The sequence below is a fragment of the Pseudomonas sp. LBUM1648 genome (genome assembly GCF_059716145.1).
On record NZ_CP166808.1, the window covers coordinates 5,068,303 to 5,085,792 of the forward strand.

15 protein-coding genes and 1 pseudogene are annotated in these 17,490 nt (G+C 59.5%); 8 read left to right on the forward strand and 8 right to left on the reverse strand.

The genetic code is table 11. The features are described from left to right. The first annotated feature begins 3 nt into the window (after positions 1 to 3). Complete coding sequence (locus tag ACA043_RS23035; protein ID WP_497657979.1) at positions 4 to 588, forward strand: cob(I)yrinic acid a,c-diamide adenosyltransferase; 585 nt, start codon at positions 4 to 6, stop codon at positions 586 to 588. A 123-nt stretch (positions 589 to 711) separates the two neighbouring features. On the opposite strand, the gene ACA043_RS23040 is transcribed toward ACA043_RS23035, so the two are convergent. From ACA043_RS23040 to secA, 4 genes are all read right to left on the reverse strand, one after another. Then, positions 712 to 1,656, reverse strand: coding sequence for a Nudix family hydrolase (locus tag ACA043_RS23040; RefSeq protein WP_497657980.1), 945 nt, complete (start codon positions 1,654 to 1,656; stop codon positions 712 to 714). Beyond that, entirely contained in the window at positions 1,653 to 2,285 is a 633-nt protein-coding gene (locus tag ACA043_RS23045) for a glutathione S-transferase family protein (protein WP_489878874.1), read from the reverse strand. Before ACA043_RS23045 ends, ACA043_RS23040 begins: the two co-directional genes overlap by 4 nt. A gap of 154 nt (positions 2,286 to 2,439) precedes the next feature. After that, the gene (gene argJ / locus ACA043_RS23050; RefSeq protein WP_187678087.1) at positions 2,440 to 3,657 is read right to left on the reverse strand and encodes a bifunctional glutamate N-acetyltransferase/amino-acid acetyltransferase ArgJ; all 1,218 of its coding nucleotides are present in this window, start codon (positions 3,655 to 3,657) and stop codon (positions 2,440 to 2,442) included. Positions 3,658 to 3,777: 120 nt separating this feature from the next. Continuing rightward, positions 3,778 to 6,513, reverse strand: a complete 2,736-nt coding sequence (gene secA / locus ACA043_RS23055) for a preprotein translocase subunit SecA (RefSeq protein ID WP_497657981.1) — start codon at positions 6,511 to 6,513, stop codon at positions 3,778 to 3,780. Between the two features lie 307 nt (positions 6,514 to 6,820). Between secA and ACA043_RS23060 the strand changes: the two genes are divergently transcribed. After that, positions 6,821 to 7,276 (forward strand): DUF721 domain-containing protein, encoded by a 456-nt coding sequence (locus tag ACA043_RS23060; RefSeq protein WP_187678089.1) that lies wholly within the window; start codon positions 6,821 to 6,823, stop codon positions 7,274 to 7,276. 92 nt (positions 7,277 to 7,368) lie between these two features. On the opposite strand, the gene ACA043_RS23065 is transcribed toward ACA043_RS23060, so the two are convergent. Then, on the reverse strand, positions 7,369 to 8,847 hold the full coding sequence (locus tag ACA043_RS23065; protein ID WP_401268647.1) for a helicase HerA-like domain-containing protein: 1,479 nt from the start codon (positions 8,845 to 8,847) through the stop codon (positions 7,369 to 7,371). A gap of 188 nt (positions 8,848 to 9,035) precedes the next feature. Between ACA043_RS23065 and ACA043_RS23070 the strand changes: the two are divergent. The 5 genes and pseudogenes from ACA043_RS23070 to gpgF form a co-directional block, all read left to right on the forward strand. Beyond that, a pseudogene (locus tag ACA043_RS23070) lies at positions 9,036 to 10,067 on the forward strand (HAMP domain-containing protein); the annotation flags it as partial. Positions 10,068 to 10,160: 93 nt separating this feature from the next. Further along, positions 10,161 to 10,925 carry a methyl-accepting chemotaxis protein gene (locus ACA043_RS23075; protein ID WP_370872677.1) on the forward strand — a complete coding sequence of 255 codons (765 nt, stop codon included), beginning with the start codon at positions 10,161 to 10,163 and terminating at the stop codon, positions 10,923 to 10,925. A 174-nt stretch (positions 10,926 to 11,099) separates the two neighbouring features. Next, a complete protein-coding gene (gene gpgS, locus ACA043_RS23080; protein ID WP_497657982.1) occupies positions 11,100 to 12,212 on the forward strand; it encodes an N-acetylglucosaminyl phosphatidylglycerol synthase in 1,113 nt (370 codons plus the stop codon). After that, the gene (gene gpgD / locus ACA043_RS23085; RefSeq protein ID WP_497657983.1) at positions 12,205 to 12,981 is read left to right on the forward strand and encodes an N-acetylglucosaminyl phosphatidylglycerol deacetylase; all 777 of its coding nucleotides are present in this window, start codon (positions 12,205 to 12,207) and stop codon (positions 12,979 to 12,981) included. Before gpgS ends, gpgD begins: the two co-directional genes overlap by 8 nt. Beyond that, on the forward strand, positions 12,978 to 13,976 hold the full coding sequence (gpgF, locus tag ACA043_RS23090; RefSeq protein WP_497615215.1) for a glucosaminyl phosphatidylglycerol flippase: 999 nt from the start codon (positions 12,978 to 12,980) through the stop codon (positions 13,974 to 13,976). Before gpgD ends, gpgF begins: the two co-directional genes overlap by 4 nt. Here gpgF and ACA043_RS23095 read toward each other — a convergent pair. Both ACA043_RS23095 and purU read right to left on the reverse strand, forming a co-directional pair. Then, positions 13,960 to 14,136: a hypothetical protein gene (locus tag ACA043_RS23095; protein ID WP_401268656.1), complete on the reverse strand. Its 177-nt coding sequence runs from the start codon at positions 14,134 to 14,136 to the stop codon at positions 13,960 to 13,962. The two genes, gpgF and ACA043_RS23095, sit on opposite strands and share 17 nt — an antisense overlap. Before the next feature lie 86 nt (positions 14,137 to 14,222). Continuing rightward, the gene (gene purU, locus ACA043_RS23100; protein WP_187678095.1) at positions 14,223 to 15,071 is read right to left on the reverse strand and encodes a formyltetrahydrofolate deformylase; all 849 of its coding nucleotides are present in this window, start codon (positions 15,069 to 15,071) and stop codon (positions 14,223 to 14,225) included. Between the two features lie 339 nt (positions 15,072 to 15,410). On the opposite strand from purU, the gene mvaT reads away from it, so the two are divergent. Then, positions 15,411 to 15,788, forward strand: a complete 378-nt coding sequence (mvaT, locus tag ACA043_RS23105; RefSeq protein WP_007933316.1) for a histone-like nucleoid-structuring protein MvaT — start codon at positions 15,411 to 15,413, stop codon at positions 15,786 to 15,788. A 98-nt stretch (positions 15,789 to 15,886) separates the two neighbouring features. On the opposite strand, the gene sbcB is transcribed toward mvaT, so the two are convergent. Then, on the reverse strand, positions 15,887 to 17,317 hold the full coding sequence (gene sbcB / locus ACA043_RS23110) for an exodeoxyribonuclease I (RefSeq protein WP_497657984.1): 1,431 nt from the start codon (positions 17,315 to 17,317) through the stop codon (positions 15,887 to 15,889). Between the last annotated feature and the right edge of the window lie 173 nt (positions 17,318 to 17,490).

The window sequence follows — 17,490 nt, forward strand, 5'->3', positions numbered from 1 at the left end:
CCCATGGGCTTTCGCCTGTCGAAAATCTACACACGCACCGGCGACAAAGGCGAAACCGGCCTGGGCGATGGCCGCCGTGTGCCCAAGGATCACCCGCGTATCGAGGCGATTGGTGAAGTCGATACGCTAAACAGTCAGGTCGGCGTGTTGTTGGCCGGGCTGCTTGCCGAACGTGAAGCTACGCCTGGCTTGACTGAGCTGATTGAGGTGTTGGCGCCGTGTCAGCATCGGCTGTTCGATCTGGGTGGCGAGTTGGCAATGCCGGAATATCAGGCACTGAACGAGGCGGAAATCGAACGATTGGAAGCGGCGATCGATGTGTGGAATGAGGAGTTGGGGCCGCTGGAGAATTTCATTCTGCCGGGGGGCTCGATGCTGATTGCTCAGACCCATGTGTGCCGGAGTCTGGCGAGGAGTGCCGAGCGGCGCTGTCAGCATTTGAATGCGATCGAGCCGTTGGCCGGGGTTGGTTTGGCCTATATCAATCGGTTATCGGATCTGTTGTTTGTGGCGGCGCGAGTGATTGCGCGGCGGCAGGGGGTTGCGGAGATTTTGTGGCAGCCGGCGGCGAAGCCTTCAGATCAATAGCGCCAGATATGACGCTATCGCGAGCAGGCTCACTCCTACAGTTGACCGCATGTCTACTGACAAAACGCGGTCAACTGTAGGAGTGAGCCTGCTCGCGATGGGGCCTTTAGCCTAAATAAAGAATCAGGCTTCTGGCCAGAACGCCCGAATCCCTGCCACACCCTGAGCCCCAAAGCTCCAGGCCTTCTCACGCTCAGCCGGGCCAACCCCGCCCAACACGAACACCGGTTTGCTGAAGCCCTCGATCAACGTCGAAGCCTGCTCCCAGCCCAACGGCTGCGCATCCGGATGAGTCAACGTCGGCTGCACCGGCGACAGGGTCACGAAATCCACGCCCATCTGTTCGGCCAGCGCCAGTTCTTCGGCGTTATGGCAAGACGCCGCCAACCAACGCTCCGCCGGCAACGGTCGCCCCGCCGCCGCATACTTGCGCAGTTGCGCGGAGGTGATGTGCCACCCGGCGGACGGGAAATCACCGAGCCATTCGAACGGCCCCTTGATCATCAACTGCGCCTTGCCGGCACACAGACCCGCTGCATCCACCGCCAGATCACGGTACTTCGGGTCATAGCCATTGGGCGCACGCAGCTGGATCAATTTGATCCCGCCGGCAATCGCCTTCTGGATGCCCCGTAACAACGCCGGGGTTTCAAGATCTTCCGGAGTAATCAGGTATTCGGCTGGCAAACGTGCCGCTGCGACGATTGGCTGGTTGGCCGCCGGAAACTCGTAGTTCGCCAGCTCCTTCGCGGTTACCCAGGCCAATGGCTGACCTTCGGCACCGTGGGGTTCGCCGCTGAAGTCCGAGACTTCCCAGACATCCAGCAACACCTGTTTGTCCGGGTAATCGTGACGCACTTTGATCAAGGGGCGGGCGCTGCCAACGGCAATGCCCAACTCTTCGTGCAGCTCACGGGCCAGCGCGGTTTCGACCGACTCGTCAGCCTCGACCTTGCCGCCGGGAAACTCCCACAAACCACCCTGATGCTGGGTGTCGGCACGGCGGGCGATGAGAATTTTGCCACTGTCGTCACGTATGACGGCAGCCGCGACGTGTACACGTTTCACGGGTTCATCTCCTCCAGTCCAGCCTTCTGCCATGCCTTGAAGGCCGGCCATTGGTAGACGGTTTCAACATAGGCTTCGTCGGCGGCCGGCAGCTTCACCTGATAGGTGCGCAAACGCACGGCAATCGGTGCGAAGAACGCATCGGCCAGGCTCAAACGACCAAACAGGTACGGCCCGCTCTCGGTGGCGACAGCACGGCATTCAGCCCACAAGGCGAGCATGCGTTCGATATCGACCTTCACTTCCGGCGGCACCGGGTTCAGCGGCGCATTGTGGCTCAGGTTGAATGGCATGTGGTTGCGCATGGCGAAGAAGCCACTGTGCATTTGCGCACAGGCGGATCGCGCCTGGGCGCGGGCGAAGAGGTCGGTTGGCCAAAGCTGCTCGGACGCAAACTGCTCGGCGAGGTACTCAGCGATAGCCAAGGAATCAGCCACGGTGCCGCGTGCGGTTTTCAGCAGCGGTACTTTGGCAGTCGGCGAATGCTTGAGCAGACGCTCGCGGGTGTCGGGCTTGCCGAGTTTGATCAACTCTTCGGTGTAGGGAGCGCCGGTCAATTCGAGCGCCAGGGCGGCGCGCAGGGACCAGGAGGAAAGCAGTTTGTCGCCGATGATCAGGTGCAGAGACATGGTTTTGGCGCCTTTTCGTCAGTGGAAAAGCTTTGGGACTTGCGATGCCTGAACCGACGCCATCGCTAGCAAGCTAGCTCCCACGGTAGATGTTCAGTGAACACAAACCCTGTGGGAGCCAGACTGCTGGCGATGGCAGCGACTCGGTCTCGGATCAGGTCCGGTATTCGGCGTTGATCTTCACGTATTCATGCGACAGGTCAGTGGTCCAGATGGTTTCGCTGCAATCGCCGCGACCCAACTCGATACGGATGGTGATCTCTTCCTGCTGCATCACCGCCGAGCCCTGCGCCTCAGTGTAGGTCTCAGCGCGGGCGCCACGGCTGGCGATACACACATCGCCGAGGAACACGTCGATCTTGCTCACGTCCAGATCCGGCACGCCGGCACGGCCGACAGCGGCCAGGATGCGTCCCCAGTTCGGGTCGGAGGCGAACAGCGCGGTCTTGATCAGCGGCGAGTGCGCCACGGTGTAGCCGACGTCCAGGCATTCCTGGTGATTGCCGCCACCGTTGACTTCAACAGTGACGAACTTGGTTGCGCCTTCGCCGTCTCGCACGATGGCCTGGGCCACGTCCATGCACACTTCGAACACCGCTTGCTTGAGTTTGGCGAACAGTTCGCCTTCCGCGCGGGTGATTTCCGGCAGTGCAGCCTTGCCGGTGGCGATCAGCATGCAGCAGTCGTTAGTCGAAGTGTCGCCGTCGATAGTGATGCGGTTGAACGACTTGTTGGCGCCGTCGAGCATCAGGTTTTGCAGGACATCGCGGGAGACTTTGGCGTCGGTGGCGATGTAGCCGAGCATGGTCGCCATGTTCGGACGAATCATGCCCGCGCCTTTGCTGATGCCGGTAACGGTGATGGTCACGCCGTCATGCTGGAACTGGCGGCTGGCCCCTTTGGGCAGGGTGTCGGTGGTCATGATGCCGGTGGCGGCCGCTTCCCAGTTGTTTTCCGACAGATCGTCCAGTGCGGCTTGCAAGGCACCTTCAATTTTCTCGACCGGCAATGGCTCGCCGATGACACCCGTTGAGTACGGCAGGATCTGTTCAGCAGCAACGCCGGTCAGTTCGGCCAGTTTGGCGCAGGTGCGCTCGGCAGCGGCCAGGCCTGGTTCGCCGGTACCGGCGTTGGCGTTACCGGTGTTGGTCAGCAGGTAGCGCACAGCATTCTGCACGCGTTTTTTCGCCAGAATCACCGGTGCTGCACAAAAGGCGTTCAGAGTGAACACGCCCGCCACGGTCGAACCTTCGGCGCAGCGCATCACCACGACATCCTTGCGCCCGGGGCGCTTGATGCCGGCCGAGGCGATACCGAGTTCAAAACCGGCAACCGGGTGCAACGTTGGCAAAGGACCAAGACCAACAGCCATGAATGCGCTCCTTACTCAATGAAGTCAGCACCGCCATTTGAAAGCGGTGGTTTAAATGGCAAAACGCCGCGACGGCTTATGCCGGTCGCGGCGCGGGTACATCAGCGATTGAAACGGGTGTTACTGAATCTGCCCGTGGCAATGCTTGAATTTCTTGCCCGAACCGCAGTAGCACAGTTCGTTGCGGCCTAGCTTCTGGTCATTGCGAACCGGGGCGGTGGCGAGGGCCACATCGACCTCTTCACCCAGGATTTCCGGCTGATCAAGACCAGGGGCTTCGGCGTGTTCGAACTGCATGCGGGCGGCCAGTGCTTCGGCTTCCTGACGCAGACGTTGCTCTTCGGCTTCCGGATCTTCACGGCGAACCTGAACGTGCGACAGCACACGGATGGAGTCGCGCTTGATCGAATCCAGCAGCTCGGAGAACAGCGTGAACGACTCGCGCTTGTATTCCTGCTTCGGGTTCTTCTGAGCGTAGCCACGCAGGTGGATGCCGTGACGCAGGTGATCCATGGTCGACAGGTGGTCTTTCCACAGGTCGTCCAGCACGCGCAGAACGATTTGCTTCTCGAAGGAGCGCAGTGCTTCGGCACCGGCCTGATCTTCTTTCTCGTTGTACGCGGCCATCAGCTCGGTCATGAGCTTCTCGCGCAGGGTTTCTTCGTACAGGTGATCGTCTTCGTCGAGCCATTGCTGGATCGGCAACGCCACACCGAAGTCGCTCTGCAGCGAGGCTTCCAGACCGGCGACGTCCCACTGTTCTGGCAGCGATTGCGGCGGAATGTGGGCGCTGACAGTCGCGTTGAGTACGTCCTGACGGAAGTCGGCGATGGTTTCACCGATGTTGTCGGCGGCCAGCAACGTGTTACGCATGTGATAAATCACTTTACGCTGTTCGTTGTTAACGTCGTCGAACTCAAGCAGTTGCTTACGAATGTCGAAGTTGCGGCCTTCAACCTTGCGCTGCGCCTTCTCGATCGCGTTGGTCACCATGCGGTGCTCAATCGCTTCGCCCGGCTGCATGCCCAGGGCTTTCATGAAGTTCTTCACCCGGTCAGAGGCGAAGATACGCATCAGGCTGTCTTCCAGCGACAGGTAGAAGCGGCTGGAACCGGCGTCACCCTGACGGCCGGCACGGCCACGCAGCTGGTTGTCGATACGACGGGATTCGTGACGCTCGGATGCAATCACCTGCAAACCGCCGGACTCCAGCACTTGCTGGTGACGCTTCTGCCAGTCGGCCTTGATTTGGGCGATCTGCTCAGGGGTCGGGTCTTCCAGCGATGCGACTTCAACTTCCCAGTTACCGCCCAACAGGATGTCGGTACCACGACCGGCCATGTTGGTGGCGATGGTCAATGCGCCCGGACGACCGGCTTGCGCGATGATCTCGGCTTCTTTTTCGTGGAACTTGGCGTTCAGAACCTTGTGTTCGATGCCTTCCTTCACGAGCAGTGCGGACATGTGCTCGGAGGTTTCGATGGTCGCAGTACCCACCAGCACCGGACGGCCAGCGGCCATGCTTTCCTTGATGTCCGTCACGATCGCCGCGTACTTCTCTTCGGCTGTCAGGAACACCAGGTCGTTGAAGTCTTTACGCGCCAACGGCTTGTTCGGCGGAATGACCATCACTTCCAGACCATAGATCTGGTGGAATTCGAACGCTTCGGTGTCAGCGGTACCGGTCATGCCGGACAGCTTGGTGTACAGACGGAAGTAGTTCTGGAACGTGGTCGATGCCAGGGTCTGGCTCTCGGCCTGAATGTTCAAGCCTTCTTTGGCTTCGATGGCCTGGTGCAGACCTTCGGACAAACGACGGCCCGGCATGGTACGGCCGGTGTGTTCGTCGACCAGTACGACCTGACCGTCCTGCACGATGTATTCAATGTTGCGATTGAACAGCTTGTGCGCACGCAGACCGGCATAAACGTGGGTCAGCAGACCCAGGTTATGCGCCGAGTACAGGCTCTCGCCCTCAGCCAGCAGGCCGACACGGGTGAGCATGTCTTCGATGAACTGATGACCGGCTTCGTTGAGTTCGACCTGACGGGTCTTCTCGTCAACGGTGTAGTGGCCAGCCTTGGTGACTTCCCCTTCGACTTCTTCGACGTGCAGTTCCAGCTGCGGGATCAGTTTGTTGATCTCCGTGTACAGCTTGGAGCTGTCCTCGGCCTGACCGGAAATGATCAGCGGGGTACGCGCTTCGTCGATGAGGATGGAGTCGACTTCGTCGATCACGGCAAAATTGAGTTCGCGCTGGAATTTCTCTTCCATGCTGAACGCCATGTTGTCGCGCAGGTAGTCGAAACCGAATTCGTTGTTGGTGCCGTAGGTGATGTCGGCGGCGTAAGCGAGACGCTTCTCTTCCGGCGGCTGGAACGGCGTCACGACGCCGACGGTCAGGCCGAGGAATTCATACAGCGGGCGCATCCAGTTGGCGTCACGACGGGCCAGGTAGTCGTTCACCGTCACAACGTGCACGCCCTTGCCGGACAGTGCGTTGAGGTAAACACCCAGGGTAGCCACGAGGGTTTTACCCTCACCGGTACGCATTTCGGCGATTTTGCCTTCATGCAAGGTCATGCCGCCGACGAGTTGCACGTCGAAGTGGCGCATACCCATGATGCGCTTGCCGGCTTCGCGGGCGACCGCAAAGGCTTCTGGCAACAGCTTGTCGAGGGTTTCCCCTTTGGCGATGCGGGCCTTGAACTCATCGGTCTTGGCGCGCAATTGATCGTCCGAAAGGGCCACCATTTGCTCTTCGAAGGCATTGACGAGCTGCACCGTCTTGAGCATGCGTTTGACTTCACGCTCGTTCTTGCTTCCAAAAAGTTTCTTTAACAAAGGCGCAAACATATCGGCAGGATCTTCCACACTAAAGGGATGGAGGGCGGCCCCGTGAGTCGCCCGTGCAGCCCTCATGGCCGCATGCGAACGAGCATTCTACCCGGAAACGGTGGTGAGGAAAGTGGCGATGTTCCACGATGCTGGCACTGCGCTTTGACGGGGCTCACTTAAAATAGGGGCGTTTTGCTCAACTTCAAGTCGTACGCAAAAGAAGTTAGTCGTTGATTTAATGGGCAAAGCAGGGGCAAAAGCAATGGGCGAGTGAATTCGGTGCTTTCTGCTACCATGGCGCCTCTGTACTTTCAGGTGTTCGATCATGGCGTTTCGCCCTCTTACGGCCAAAGCACCCGCCGTTTTGCTACGCGAAGCCAAGCCGCTCAAAGCCATCCTCGGCCATGCCCAGCGACTGGGCCATCTGCAACGCCTGCTCGAAAGCCAACTGCAACCCGCCGCCCGCGAACATTGCCATGTGGCGTCGTGGCGTGAGGGCAGTCTCCTGTTAATTGTCACCGATGGTCATTGGGCCACTCGCCTGCGCTATCAGCAAAAGCGCTTGCAACGGCAATTGCAGATGTTCGACGAGTTCGCCAGCCTGACGCGGATTCTGTTCAAGGTTCAACCACCGACGGTTCAGCGTGGAGCAACCGGGCATACGATGGATCTTTCAACGGATGCAGCGGCGACCATTCAGGCCACGGCGGACGGGATCAGTGATCCGAATCTGCGGGCGGCGCTGGAGCGCCTTGCGGCGCACGCCAAAGCCAAGCCCTGAAAAGATCGCAGCCTGCGGCAGCTTCTACAGCTGGAATGCATCCCCTGTAGGAGGTGCCGCAGGCTCGGGCCGCGATCGGACGATCTTTGCTTTTAGCGGCGTTTGCTGCCTCCGAGCAGCGAACCCATCAGGCCACGCACCAGTTGCTTGCCCAGGTTGTTGGCCGCTTGGCGCATCGCCGACTTCAGCGCCTGCCCTGCCGCGGTCCCCAGGAACTCGCCAGCCCTGTCCGCCAGACTCGGTTCTTGAGTAGCTGCCGGCGCTTCAGCCTCCGGGGCCAACCCTTTACGCCCCATCAGGATTTCATAAGCCGACTCCCGATCGATCGGTTTGTCATAGCGCCCCTTGAACGGCGATCCGGCAATCAGCATTGTTCGCTCGGTTTCGGTCAACGGCCCGATCCGCGATTGCGGCGGTGCGACCAACACGCGCTGAACCATTTCCGGCGTGCCTTTCTCGGCAAGCGTACCGACCAACGCCTCACCGATCCCAAGCTCGGTCAGCACCGACAGACTGTCGAACGCCGGATTAGGCCGAAACCCATCGGCTACGGCACGCAGGGATTTCTGCTCTTTTGCAGTGAATGCACGCAGGCCGTGCTGGATGCGCAGCCCCAACTGTGCCAACACGTCGTCCGGCAGGTCAGTCGGCGACTGGGTGACGAAATACACACCCACGCCCTTGGAACGGATCAACCGCACCACCTGCTCCAGCCGCTCCTGCAACGCCTTTGGCGTATCGCCAAACAACAAGTGCGCCTCATCGAAAAACAGCGCCAGCAGCGGTTTATCGGCATCGCCGCGCTCCGGCAACTGCTCGAACAGTTCGGCCAGCAGCCATAACAGAAACGTCGCATAAACCTTCGGCGCCTCGTGTACCAGACGGCTGGCATCGAGCAGATGAATGCGCCCACGGCCATCGGCAGCGGGTTGCAGGATGTCTTCCAGTTGCAGCGCCGGCTCGCCAAACAAGGCTTCGGCACCCTGCTGCTCCAGCGTTGCCAAGCGGCGTAACAGTGCCTGACTGGAACCGGTGGTCATCAGCGCGGCGTCTTCGCCCAACAGCTGTGGATTGTCCTTGAGGTGATTGAGCAGCGCTTTCAGATCCTTCAGATCCAGCAACAACAGGCCTTCGCGATCGGCGACCTTGAACGCCGCATAGAGCGCCGACTGCTGACTGTCGGTCAGCTCGAGCAGGCTGCCAATCAGCAGCGGCCCCATTTCACTCAACGTGGTGCGCAGTGGATGACCGGACTGACCGTGAATGTCCCACAAGGTCACGGGATAAGCCTGCGGTTTGTAATTGAGCCATGGCATGCCGGCGATGCGCTCGGCGACCTTACCCTGCGGGTTGCCGGCAGCACCGAGGCCGCACAGATCTCCCTTGATATCAGCGGCAAACACCGCGACGCCCGCGTCGCTGAAGGCTTCGGCCAGACGTTGCAAAGTCACGGTTTTACCGGTGCCGGTCGCGCCGGCAACCAGTCCATGTCGGTTGGCCAGGCGCATGGCCTGGGCTATCGGTTGCCCCGCGAGATCGGCGCCGATTACGAGTTGCGATGAGTCAGGCATTTTGTCACCCAATGGTTAATCTTTAATTCGCGATGGCCGATAAATAAAGGCGTGAACCTGACTGAAAAGTCGGGTCGGACATTTCCCTAAGGAGAGACGGAAATATCAGCTTTTTTCACCCTTGCCCATATTGAGCGTCTTTATAAAAGCACGCCCAGGACATTAAGACCTTAGCGGAACCCCAAGCCATGAACAAAAACCTGCGCTTCAGCCATAAAATTTTGCTTGCCGCCGCCCTCATCGTCATCGCCGCTTTCGCCTCGTTCACGCTGTACAACGACTGGCTACAGCGCAACGCAATCCGCGATGACCTGAACAACTATCTCAACGAGATGGGCGAGGTCACCGCCGACAATATCCAGACCTGGCTCAATGGCCGCATTCTGCTGGTCGAGAACGCTGCCCAGAATATCGCCATCAACCCGGAAGCGACCAATGTCGCCAGCCTGCTGGAACAGAAGTCCCTGACCTCGACATTCATGGCGACCTATCTGGGCGATGCCACCGGCCACTTCACCATCCGCCCGGACGTGAAGATGCCGGACGGTTTCGATCCACGCGTTCGTCCTTGGTACAAAGGTGCCGAGAGCAGCAGCACACCGACCCTGACCGAACCGTACATCGACGCCGCGACCGGCCAGTTGATCATCTCCATCGCCACCGCCTCGAAAAAGGCTGGTCAGAGCGTTGGCGTGGTCGGCGGTGACTTGAGCCTGCAATCACTGGTCGACACCCTGGCCGCCCGGGATTTCGACGGCATGGGTTATGTGTTCCTGGTCAGCGCCGATGGCAAGATCCTCGTGCACCCGGACAAAGCCCTGGTGATGAAATCACTGAAGGAGGCCTATCCGCAGGACACTCCGCGCATCAGCAGCGACTTCAGTGAAGTCACTGTCGATGGCAAGACCCGCATCGTCACTTTCGCCCCGATCAAGGGCCTGCCCTCGGTGAACTGGTACATCGGCCTGTCGGTGGACAAAGACCAGGCGTTCGCCATGCTCAGCGAGTTCCGCACCTCGGCAGTAATCGCAACGGTGATTGCCGTGGCGATCATCATTGCCCTGCTCGGCATGCTGATCCGCATCCTGATCCAGCCGCTGCACGTCATGATCCGCGCCATGGAAGACATCGCCGATGGCGAAGGCGACCTGACCAAGCGCCTGACCATCGTCAATAACGATGAATTCGGTGTACTCGGTACCGCGTTCAACCGTTTCGTCGAGCGTATTCATGGCTCGATCCGCGAAGTGTCGTCGGCCACCGGGCAGGTTAACGAAGTCGCCCTGCGTGTGGTCGCGGCGTCGAACTCGTCGATGTACAACTCCGATCAGCAGGCGTCGCGCACCAGCAGTGTCGCCGCCGCGATCAACCAACTTGGCGCCGCCGCCCAGGAAATCGCCCGCAACGCCGCGCAAGCCTCGAACCAGGCCAGCGACGCCCGCGGCCTCGCCGAAGACGGCCAGCAAGTGGTGGATCGCAGCATCAAGGCGATGAATCAACTGTCGAGCATGCTCAGCGCGTCGAGCAGCAATATCGAGTCGCTGAACAGCAAAACCGTGAACATCGGGCAGATTCTCGAAGTGATCACCAGTATTTCCCAGCAAACCAACCTGCTGGCGCTCAACGCGGCGATTGAAGCCGCGCGTGCCGGTGAGGCCGGGCGCGGATTTGCCGTGGTGGCGGACGAAGTGCGTAACCTCGCCCACCGCACCCAGGAATCGGCGCAGCAGGTACAAACCATGATCGAGGAGCTGCAAGTCGGCGCCCGGGAATCGGTGAGCACCATGAGCGACAGCCAGCGTCACAGCCAGGACAGCGTGGAAATCGCCAACCTCGCGGGCGAGCGCTTGAACAGCGTGACCCAACGCATTGGCGAGATCGATGGGATGAACCAGTCGGTGGCTACGGCGACCGAGGAACAAACCGCCGTGGTCGAGTCGATCAACGTCGATATCACCGAGATCAATACGCTGAACCAGGAAGGGGTGGAGAACCTGCACGCGACATTGCGTGCCTGTTCGGATCTCGAACAGCAGGCTTCGCGGTTGAAGCAGTTGGTGGGCAGCTTCCGCATCTGAAAATCTAAAGATCGCAGCCTTGGCAGCTCTTGCAGTTGGAATGTGTTTTCCCTGCAGGAGCTGCCGCAGGCTGCGATCTTTTCGCATCGACCCTACCCCGCGCAATCCCGACCGAACATCTATTCTGGATAAAGGTCAACCAAGGGAGAGCAACGCTGCGGAGGGACGATCACCGTGCATATCGCCGACATCACCATGTTCTACGCCCCGGCCAGCGGTGGCGTACGTACTTATCTGGATGCAAAACACCGTCGGTTGAGCGTCAAACCCGGGATTCGTCACAGTTTGCTGATCCCCGGCGCGCATTTCGGTGAACACGATGGCGTGTACACGGTTCCCGCCCCCGCCCTGCCCTTCGGCAAGGGCTACCGCTTTCCGGTACGCCTGGCTCCCTGGCGAAATGTCCTGCAGGATTTGCAGCCCGATCTGATCGAGGTCGGCGATCCGTACCTCACCGCGTGGGCAGCTCTGGATGCCCGGCGGCAGCTGGACGTGCCGGTGATCGGTTTCTATCACTCGGACTTGCCGCTGTTGGTCAGCAACCGCATGGGGCATTGGGTCACGCCCAACGTCGAGGCCTATGTCACCAAGTTGTATGGCAACTTCGACCGGGTTCTCGCGCCCAGTCAGGTGATGGCTGACAAGCTCACAGGCCTGGGCGTGCGCAACGTCTTCGTACAGCCGTTGGGCGTTGATCTGCAAACCTTTCACCCCGGCGCCCGCGACCCGGACTTGCGGGCCGAACTGGGCATTGCCGAAGACGCCCGCCTGCTGATCTTCGCCGGGCGCGGTTCGAAAGAGAAAAACCTGCCGGTCTTGCTCAAGTGCATGCAGCGCCTTGGCTCGCGCTATCACTTGTTGCTGGTCGGCTCGGCAATGCCGGCCGCGGTGCCGGACAACGTCAGCGTCATTGATGAGTTCTGCCCGGCACCGACCGTGGCACGCCTGATGGCCAGTGCCGATGCGTTGTTGCATGCCGGCGATCAGGAAACCTTCGGTCTGGTGATCCTCGAAGCGATGGCCAGCGGTATTCCAGTGGTCGCTGTGGCGGCCGGAGCGTTCGAAGAAATCGTCACTGAGTCGTGCGGTCTGCTGTGTGCGCCGAACAATCCCCAGGCCATGGCCAATGCCGTGCGGGAATTGTTCAGTCGCGGCAGCGTGAAACTTGGCCAGCAAGCGCGCCAGCATGTCGAACGGCATTACGCCTGGGACACGGTGGTCGACAGTCTGCTCAGTCACTATCACGCCGTCCTCGGCCATGCGATACCACGGGTGGCTAATGGCTGACTCGCTCAATCGGCCCGCCGTGCTGCTGGTGCTGCACGACGTGGCCCCATCGACCTGGACGGATTACCGACCCTTTATTGAAGCCGTCGATGCTTTGGGTGACGTGCCAATGACCTGGCTGGTGGTACCGAATTTTCATCGCCACAACAACCTCGATGCTCACAAGGACTTTCGCCGGCTGCTGAGCGCACGCGTCGCCCGCGGCGATGAGTTGGCTCTGCACGGTTACTTTCACGACGACCAGGAGCCAGGCCCGACCACGCCGCGCGATTGGTTCATGCGGCGCATTTATACCCATGAAGGCGAGTTTTATCACTTGTCTCGCGAAGCCGCTCTCGCCAGACTGCGCGCCGGCATTGACCTGTTCCGGCGTTACGACTGGCCGCTGCAGGGTTTCGTCGCCCCCGCCTGGCTGATGAGCGACGGCACACGGCAGGCCCTGCGCGAACTGCCGCTAAGCTACACCAGCGACCCGCAGCATCTTTATCGTTTACCGGACTTCACCTCCATCGATGCGCCGGGGCTGGTCTGGAGCGCCCGCAGTGCATGGCGTCGCGGCCTGTCGAAGATCATCAGCGACCAGCGTGAACAGCACTGGCGCCAGGCGCCGGTGATTCGGCTAGGCTTGCACCCGGTGGACATGCGCCACGAATTCTCCCGCCATTACTGGCTGAACACTCTCGAACGATTGCTGAATGAAGGACGAGTACCGATGACCAAAGTGAACTGGCTCGCCCAACAGCGCGGTCAACAGGAACACGCCGCATGAGTCGCGGCATTGTGTTGTTGATCGGCCTGCTCGCGGCGGTGTCGATCCCGCTGCTGCTCGGCGGCAGCGAAATCTGGGCGCGCCTGCAGAGCTTTCCGTTGCAATGGCTGCTGATCATGTTCGGCATGATCCTGCTGTGCTGGGGCATCAACACCTTGCGCCTGCGTTTGTTGCTCGGCGATCAACGGGATCGCGTCACGCCGATGAAAAGCCTCGGCGTGGTCATGGCCGCCGAATTCGCCTACTGCGCGACACCCGGCGGTAGCGGCGGGCCGCTGACGATCATGGCGTTGCTGGCCCGCAGCGGCGTGCGCCCGGCGCGGGGCAGCGCGGTGTTTGCCATGGATCAGTTGAGCGATTTGCTGTTTTTTCTCTGCGCCCTGAGCGGGATTCTGATTTACGCACTGTTCCAGCACCTCAGCGATCGCATGGAATGGCTGCTGATCGTCAGCGCGGTGTCGCTGTTCGGCGGTTTGTGCAGTTGCGTACTGCTGGCGCGCTACCACCGCCAACTGATTCGACTGAGCGGACGGCTGCTGGCCCGAATGAACGTGCGCGCCAGCACCCGCCGCCGTTGGGCACGCAAGCTGCTGCATTTTCTTGCCGCGTTCATCGATACGCTGAAGTTGCCTTGGCAGACCTTGAGCAAAGTCTTCGCCCTGACCTGCGTGCACTGGCTACTGCGCTATAGCGTGCTGTATCTGGCGCTGCGTGGGCTGGGGGCGGATTTGCAGTGGGCGTGGAGTTTTCTGGTGCAGATGCTCTCGCTGGGCGCCGGCCAGTTCAGCCTGCTGCCGGGCGGCGCAGGTGCCGCAGAATTGACCTCGGCGGCGCTATTGGCACCGATGGTCGGCAAATCCACTGCCGCGGCGGCGATTCTGATCTGGCGGGTGGTGACGTTCTACTTTTATCTGGTGGTGGGCGGGCCGGTGTTTCTGCTGATGCTCGGACGGCCGCTACTCAGAAAGCTGCTGAAGGTCAGGCAGGCTTCTTAGGCTCGCTCTGTTCATCCTTGAGTTGCTCCCACAACTCGGCAGCACCGGGAAACTCCGTCCCGTCGTCTGGACTCAGGTCATCCGGGTCATACCGACTCAAACAGCCCTCGCCCAATGTCGCGGGTGCTTTGGAAGTGGCTTTGTCCAGTGGATCGCTCATCTGCATGTCCTCTGATTCTGAAACGGCGAAGGGCTTGGGCGATTCAACGCCCAAGCCCTTCGTTTTTCAAGCATGAAGTGGTTCGATCAGAACACTACAGTCTTGTTGCCATGTACCAGCACACGATCTTCGAGGTGATAACGAAGGCCACGCGCCAACACCATCTTCTCGACGTCACGACCGAAACGCACCATGTCTTCGATGCTGTCGCTGTGGCTGACGCGGACAACGTCCTGCTCGATGATCGGACCGGCGTCCAGCTCTTCGGTCACGTAGTGGCAGGTCGCACCGATCAGTTTCACGCCACGCAGGGAGGCCTGGTGGTAAGGCTTGGCACCGACGAACGACGGCAGGAAGCTGTGGTGAATGTTGATGACCTGGTGCGCGTATTCGCGGCACAGCGCCGGCGGCAGGATTTGCATGTAGCGCGCCAGCACCACCACTTCGGCATCGTGTTGTTTGACCAGACGCGACACTTCGGCGAAGGCCGGTTCCTTGTCCTGCGGATTGACCGGGACGTGGTAATAAGGAATGCCGTGCCACTCGACCATGCTGCGCAGATCGTCGTGGTTGGAAATCACGCAGGAGATTTCGCAATCCAGTTCATCGCTGTGCCAGCGGTGCAGCAGATCGGCCAGGCAATGGGATTCGCGGCTGGCCATCAGCACCACGCGTTTTTTCTGCTCGGTGTCGGTGATGCGCCAGTCCATCGAGAACTCTTCGGCGATCGGTGCAAACTTCTCGCGCAAGACTTCAATACCGAACGGCAGCGAATCGGCACGAATTTCGTGACGCATGAAGAACCAACCGATCTGATTATCCGAGTGGTGGCTCGCTTCGGTGATCCAGCCATTATGGGATGCCAGAAAATTACTGACTTTGGCAACAATGCCAACGCGGTCCGGGCAAGAAATCACCAGCCGAAAAGTGCGCATGAGGGGGAAACTCCAGAACTTCGCAAAGGCCGCCATTCTAGCGACTGCGCAGCAAAACTGCAGTATTGATGAGCTCGGGGGCGTTCGCCCCACCCCGGCGTACAGCTTTTTGACGGGGACAACCGTCAACGGGACGGCGATTCGGAGGTACTGCTAGATCAGATAACTGTGAGTATCTGTGATGACTGCATCACACTATTTAACCGAACATTCAATTTGCCGCTAATTCTTGTAACTAATTTAAATAAAAACACCGGTTAAATGTTTACTTGATGAAACAGCCTGACTATTATTGCGGCACTGTCCCCTGCCACTCAGCACTCTACTAAGGTAGTAATCATGTCCTTGATCAACGAATATCGCGCCACCGAAGAAGCTATCAAAGAGCTGCAAGCCCGTTTGAAGAACCTGTCGCAAGACGACAAACTGCAAACCGAGCTGGAATTCGAAGGCAAACTGCGCACCCTGATGGGCGAATACTCCAAATCCCTGCGTGACATCATCGCCCTGCTGGATCCAGAATCCAAAACCAAGGCTCCACGCGGCGGCGCAGTAAAAACTACCGGCACCAAGCGTGCTCGCAAAGTTAAACAATACAAAAACCCGCACAACGGCGAAGTCATCGAAACCAAAGGTGGCAACCATAAAACTCTGAAAGAGTGGAAAGCCAAGTGGGGCGGTGACGTGGTTGAAGGCTGGGCTACCCTGCTGGGCTAAGCTGCAACGCCTGCCGCAGACTGATCTGCGGTGAAAATGAAACGCCAGCGAATGCTGGCGTTTTTTTATGTCCGGAATTAACCCGGTCATGTTCGATTTCAAAGATTCAAACGTTTGCGTAATGCCTGGACATAATTCTGCCATTCATTGAGCACCGCACTCTGCACCGGCGTCGCACTAATCGCCCATTTCTCTGCGGCCTCTGTAAAAGATGTCAGGGTATTTGGAGCCCCCCATTCAGGCGCGGACAAACGCTGCTGACAAAATATTCGCCAACGTTCCTGCTCTTCAAAATTCAAGGTGTCGGGAAAGTTACGCGCTCGATATCGAAAGAGTAATTCAGGCAAACGTTCATCATCGAAAGGCCATTGCTCTTGCGCTAATTGCGCAGGATCGGCCGTTCTCACTTGCTCACATAGACGTCGGTCGCGGTCACCGATAAATCCGTCGTACAACTGTTGTTCCGGATCCTCGCTCGGGGTGAAGTCTTCGCTGGCATAAATCGCCGCAACTTTATCTTTCCAAACTTCTTGTGCGTCAGTTAGTCGCAGCGCTCGGTCCTGATAAAGCGCCATGTCCAGCCCCAGTCTCTGCTGATCTTGCGCACGCAATACCGACAGTGGCGCCACCACCGGGCAACGATTGATATGAATCAGTTTGAGCGGCACCGGCAACTCACCTTCCAGCAAATCGTCACGGCGGGTGTACAGGCGCTGGCGCAGGGTCTGCGCATCGAGATCGAGCAAGCCCTGGGGATCCAGATGCAGATCGCAGACGATCAAGGCGTTGCGGTTCTTCGGATGCCAGGCCAACGGCAGCACCACGCCGACATAACTGCGCGCCGCCGAGAAGCGCCCTGAAATGTGCACCAGCGGCTGCAACAGACGAATCTGATCCATGACCTTTTGCTTGCTGCGCAACTGGAACAACCAGTCATACAGTTTTGGCTGCTTCTCGCGGATCAGCCGCGCCAGCGCGATGGTCGCGCGCACGTCCGACAAGGCCTCGTGGGCGTGGCCATGATCAATATTGTTCACGGCCGTCAGGCGCTCGAGCTTGAGCGTTACCCGACCTTCGTCATCGGTCGGCCAGACCAGCCCGTCCGGACGCAGTGCATACGCGGCGCGGACCACATCGATCAGATCCCAGCGACTGTTGCCACCCTGCCATTCACGCGCGTATGGGTCGAAGAAATTGCGGTACAAACTGTAGCGCGTCATCTCGTCGTCGAACCGCAACGTGTTGTAACCGGCGCCGCACGTACCGGGAGCCGCCAGTTGTGCATGCACCCGGGTCATGAAATCGGCCTCGCTCAAGCCCTTGTCGGCGAGCTGGCTCGGAGTAATGCCAGTGATTACGCATGCCGCCGGATGCGGCAGGATGTCTTCGCTGGGTTGGCAGTAGAGATTGACCGGTTCATCGATTTCGTTGAGGTCATGATCGGTGCGAATCCCGGCAACCTGCAGCGGGCGGTCGTTGCGGGGATTGATGCCAGTGGTTTCGTAGTCGTACCAAAAGATGGAAGTCACGGGCGGTTCCTGAACTGAAGATCGGCGAAGTCTAGGCGTTCAACCGCGGTCGCGGCCAGCCTCGCGTCATTCAAACACCTGGCGTCACACGATGTGCAATACATAGTTATGTCGTTTCCCCCCGAGAGGCTGCTAGCATCGGCCCCACTTGCATCCCGAACAGGCGAACATCA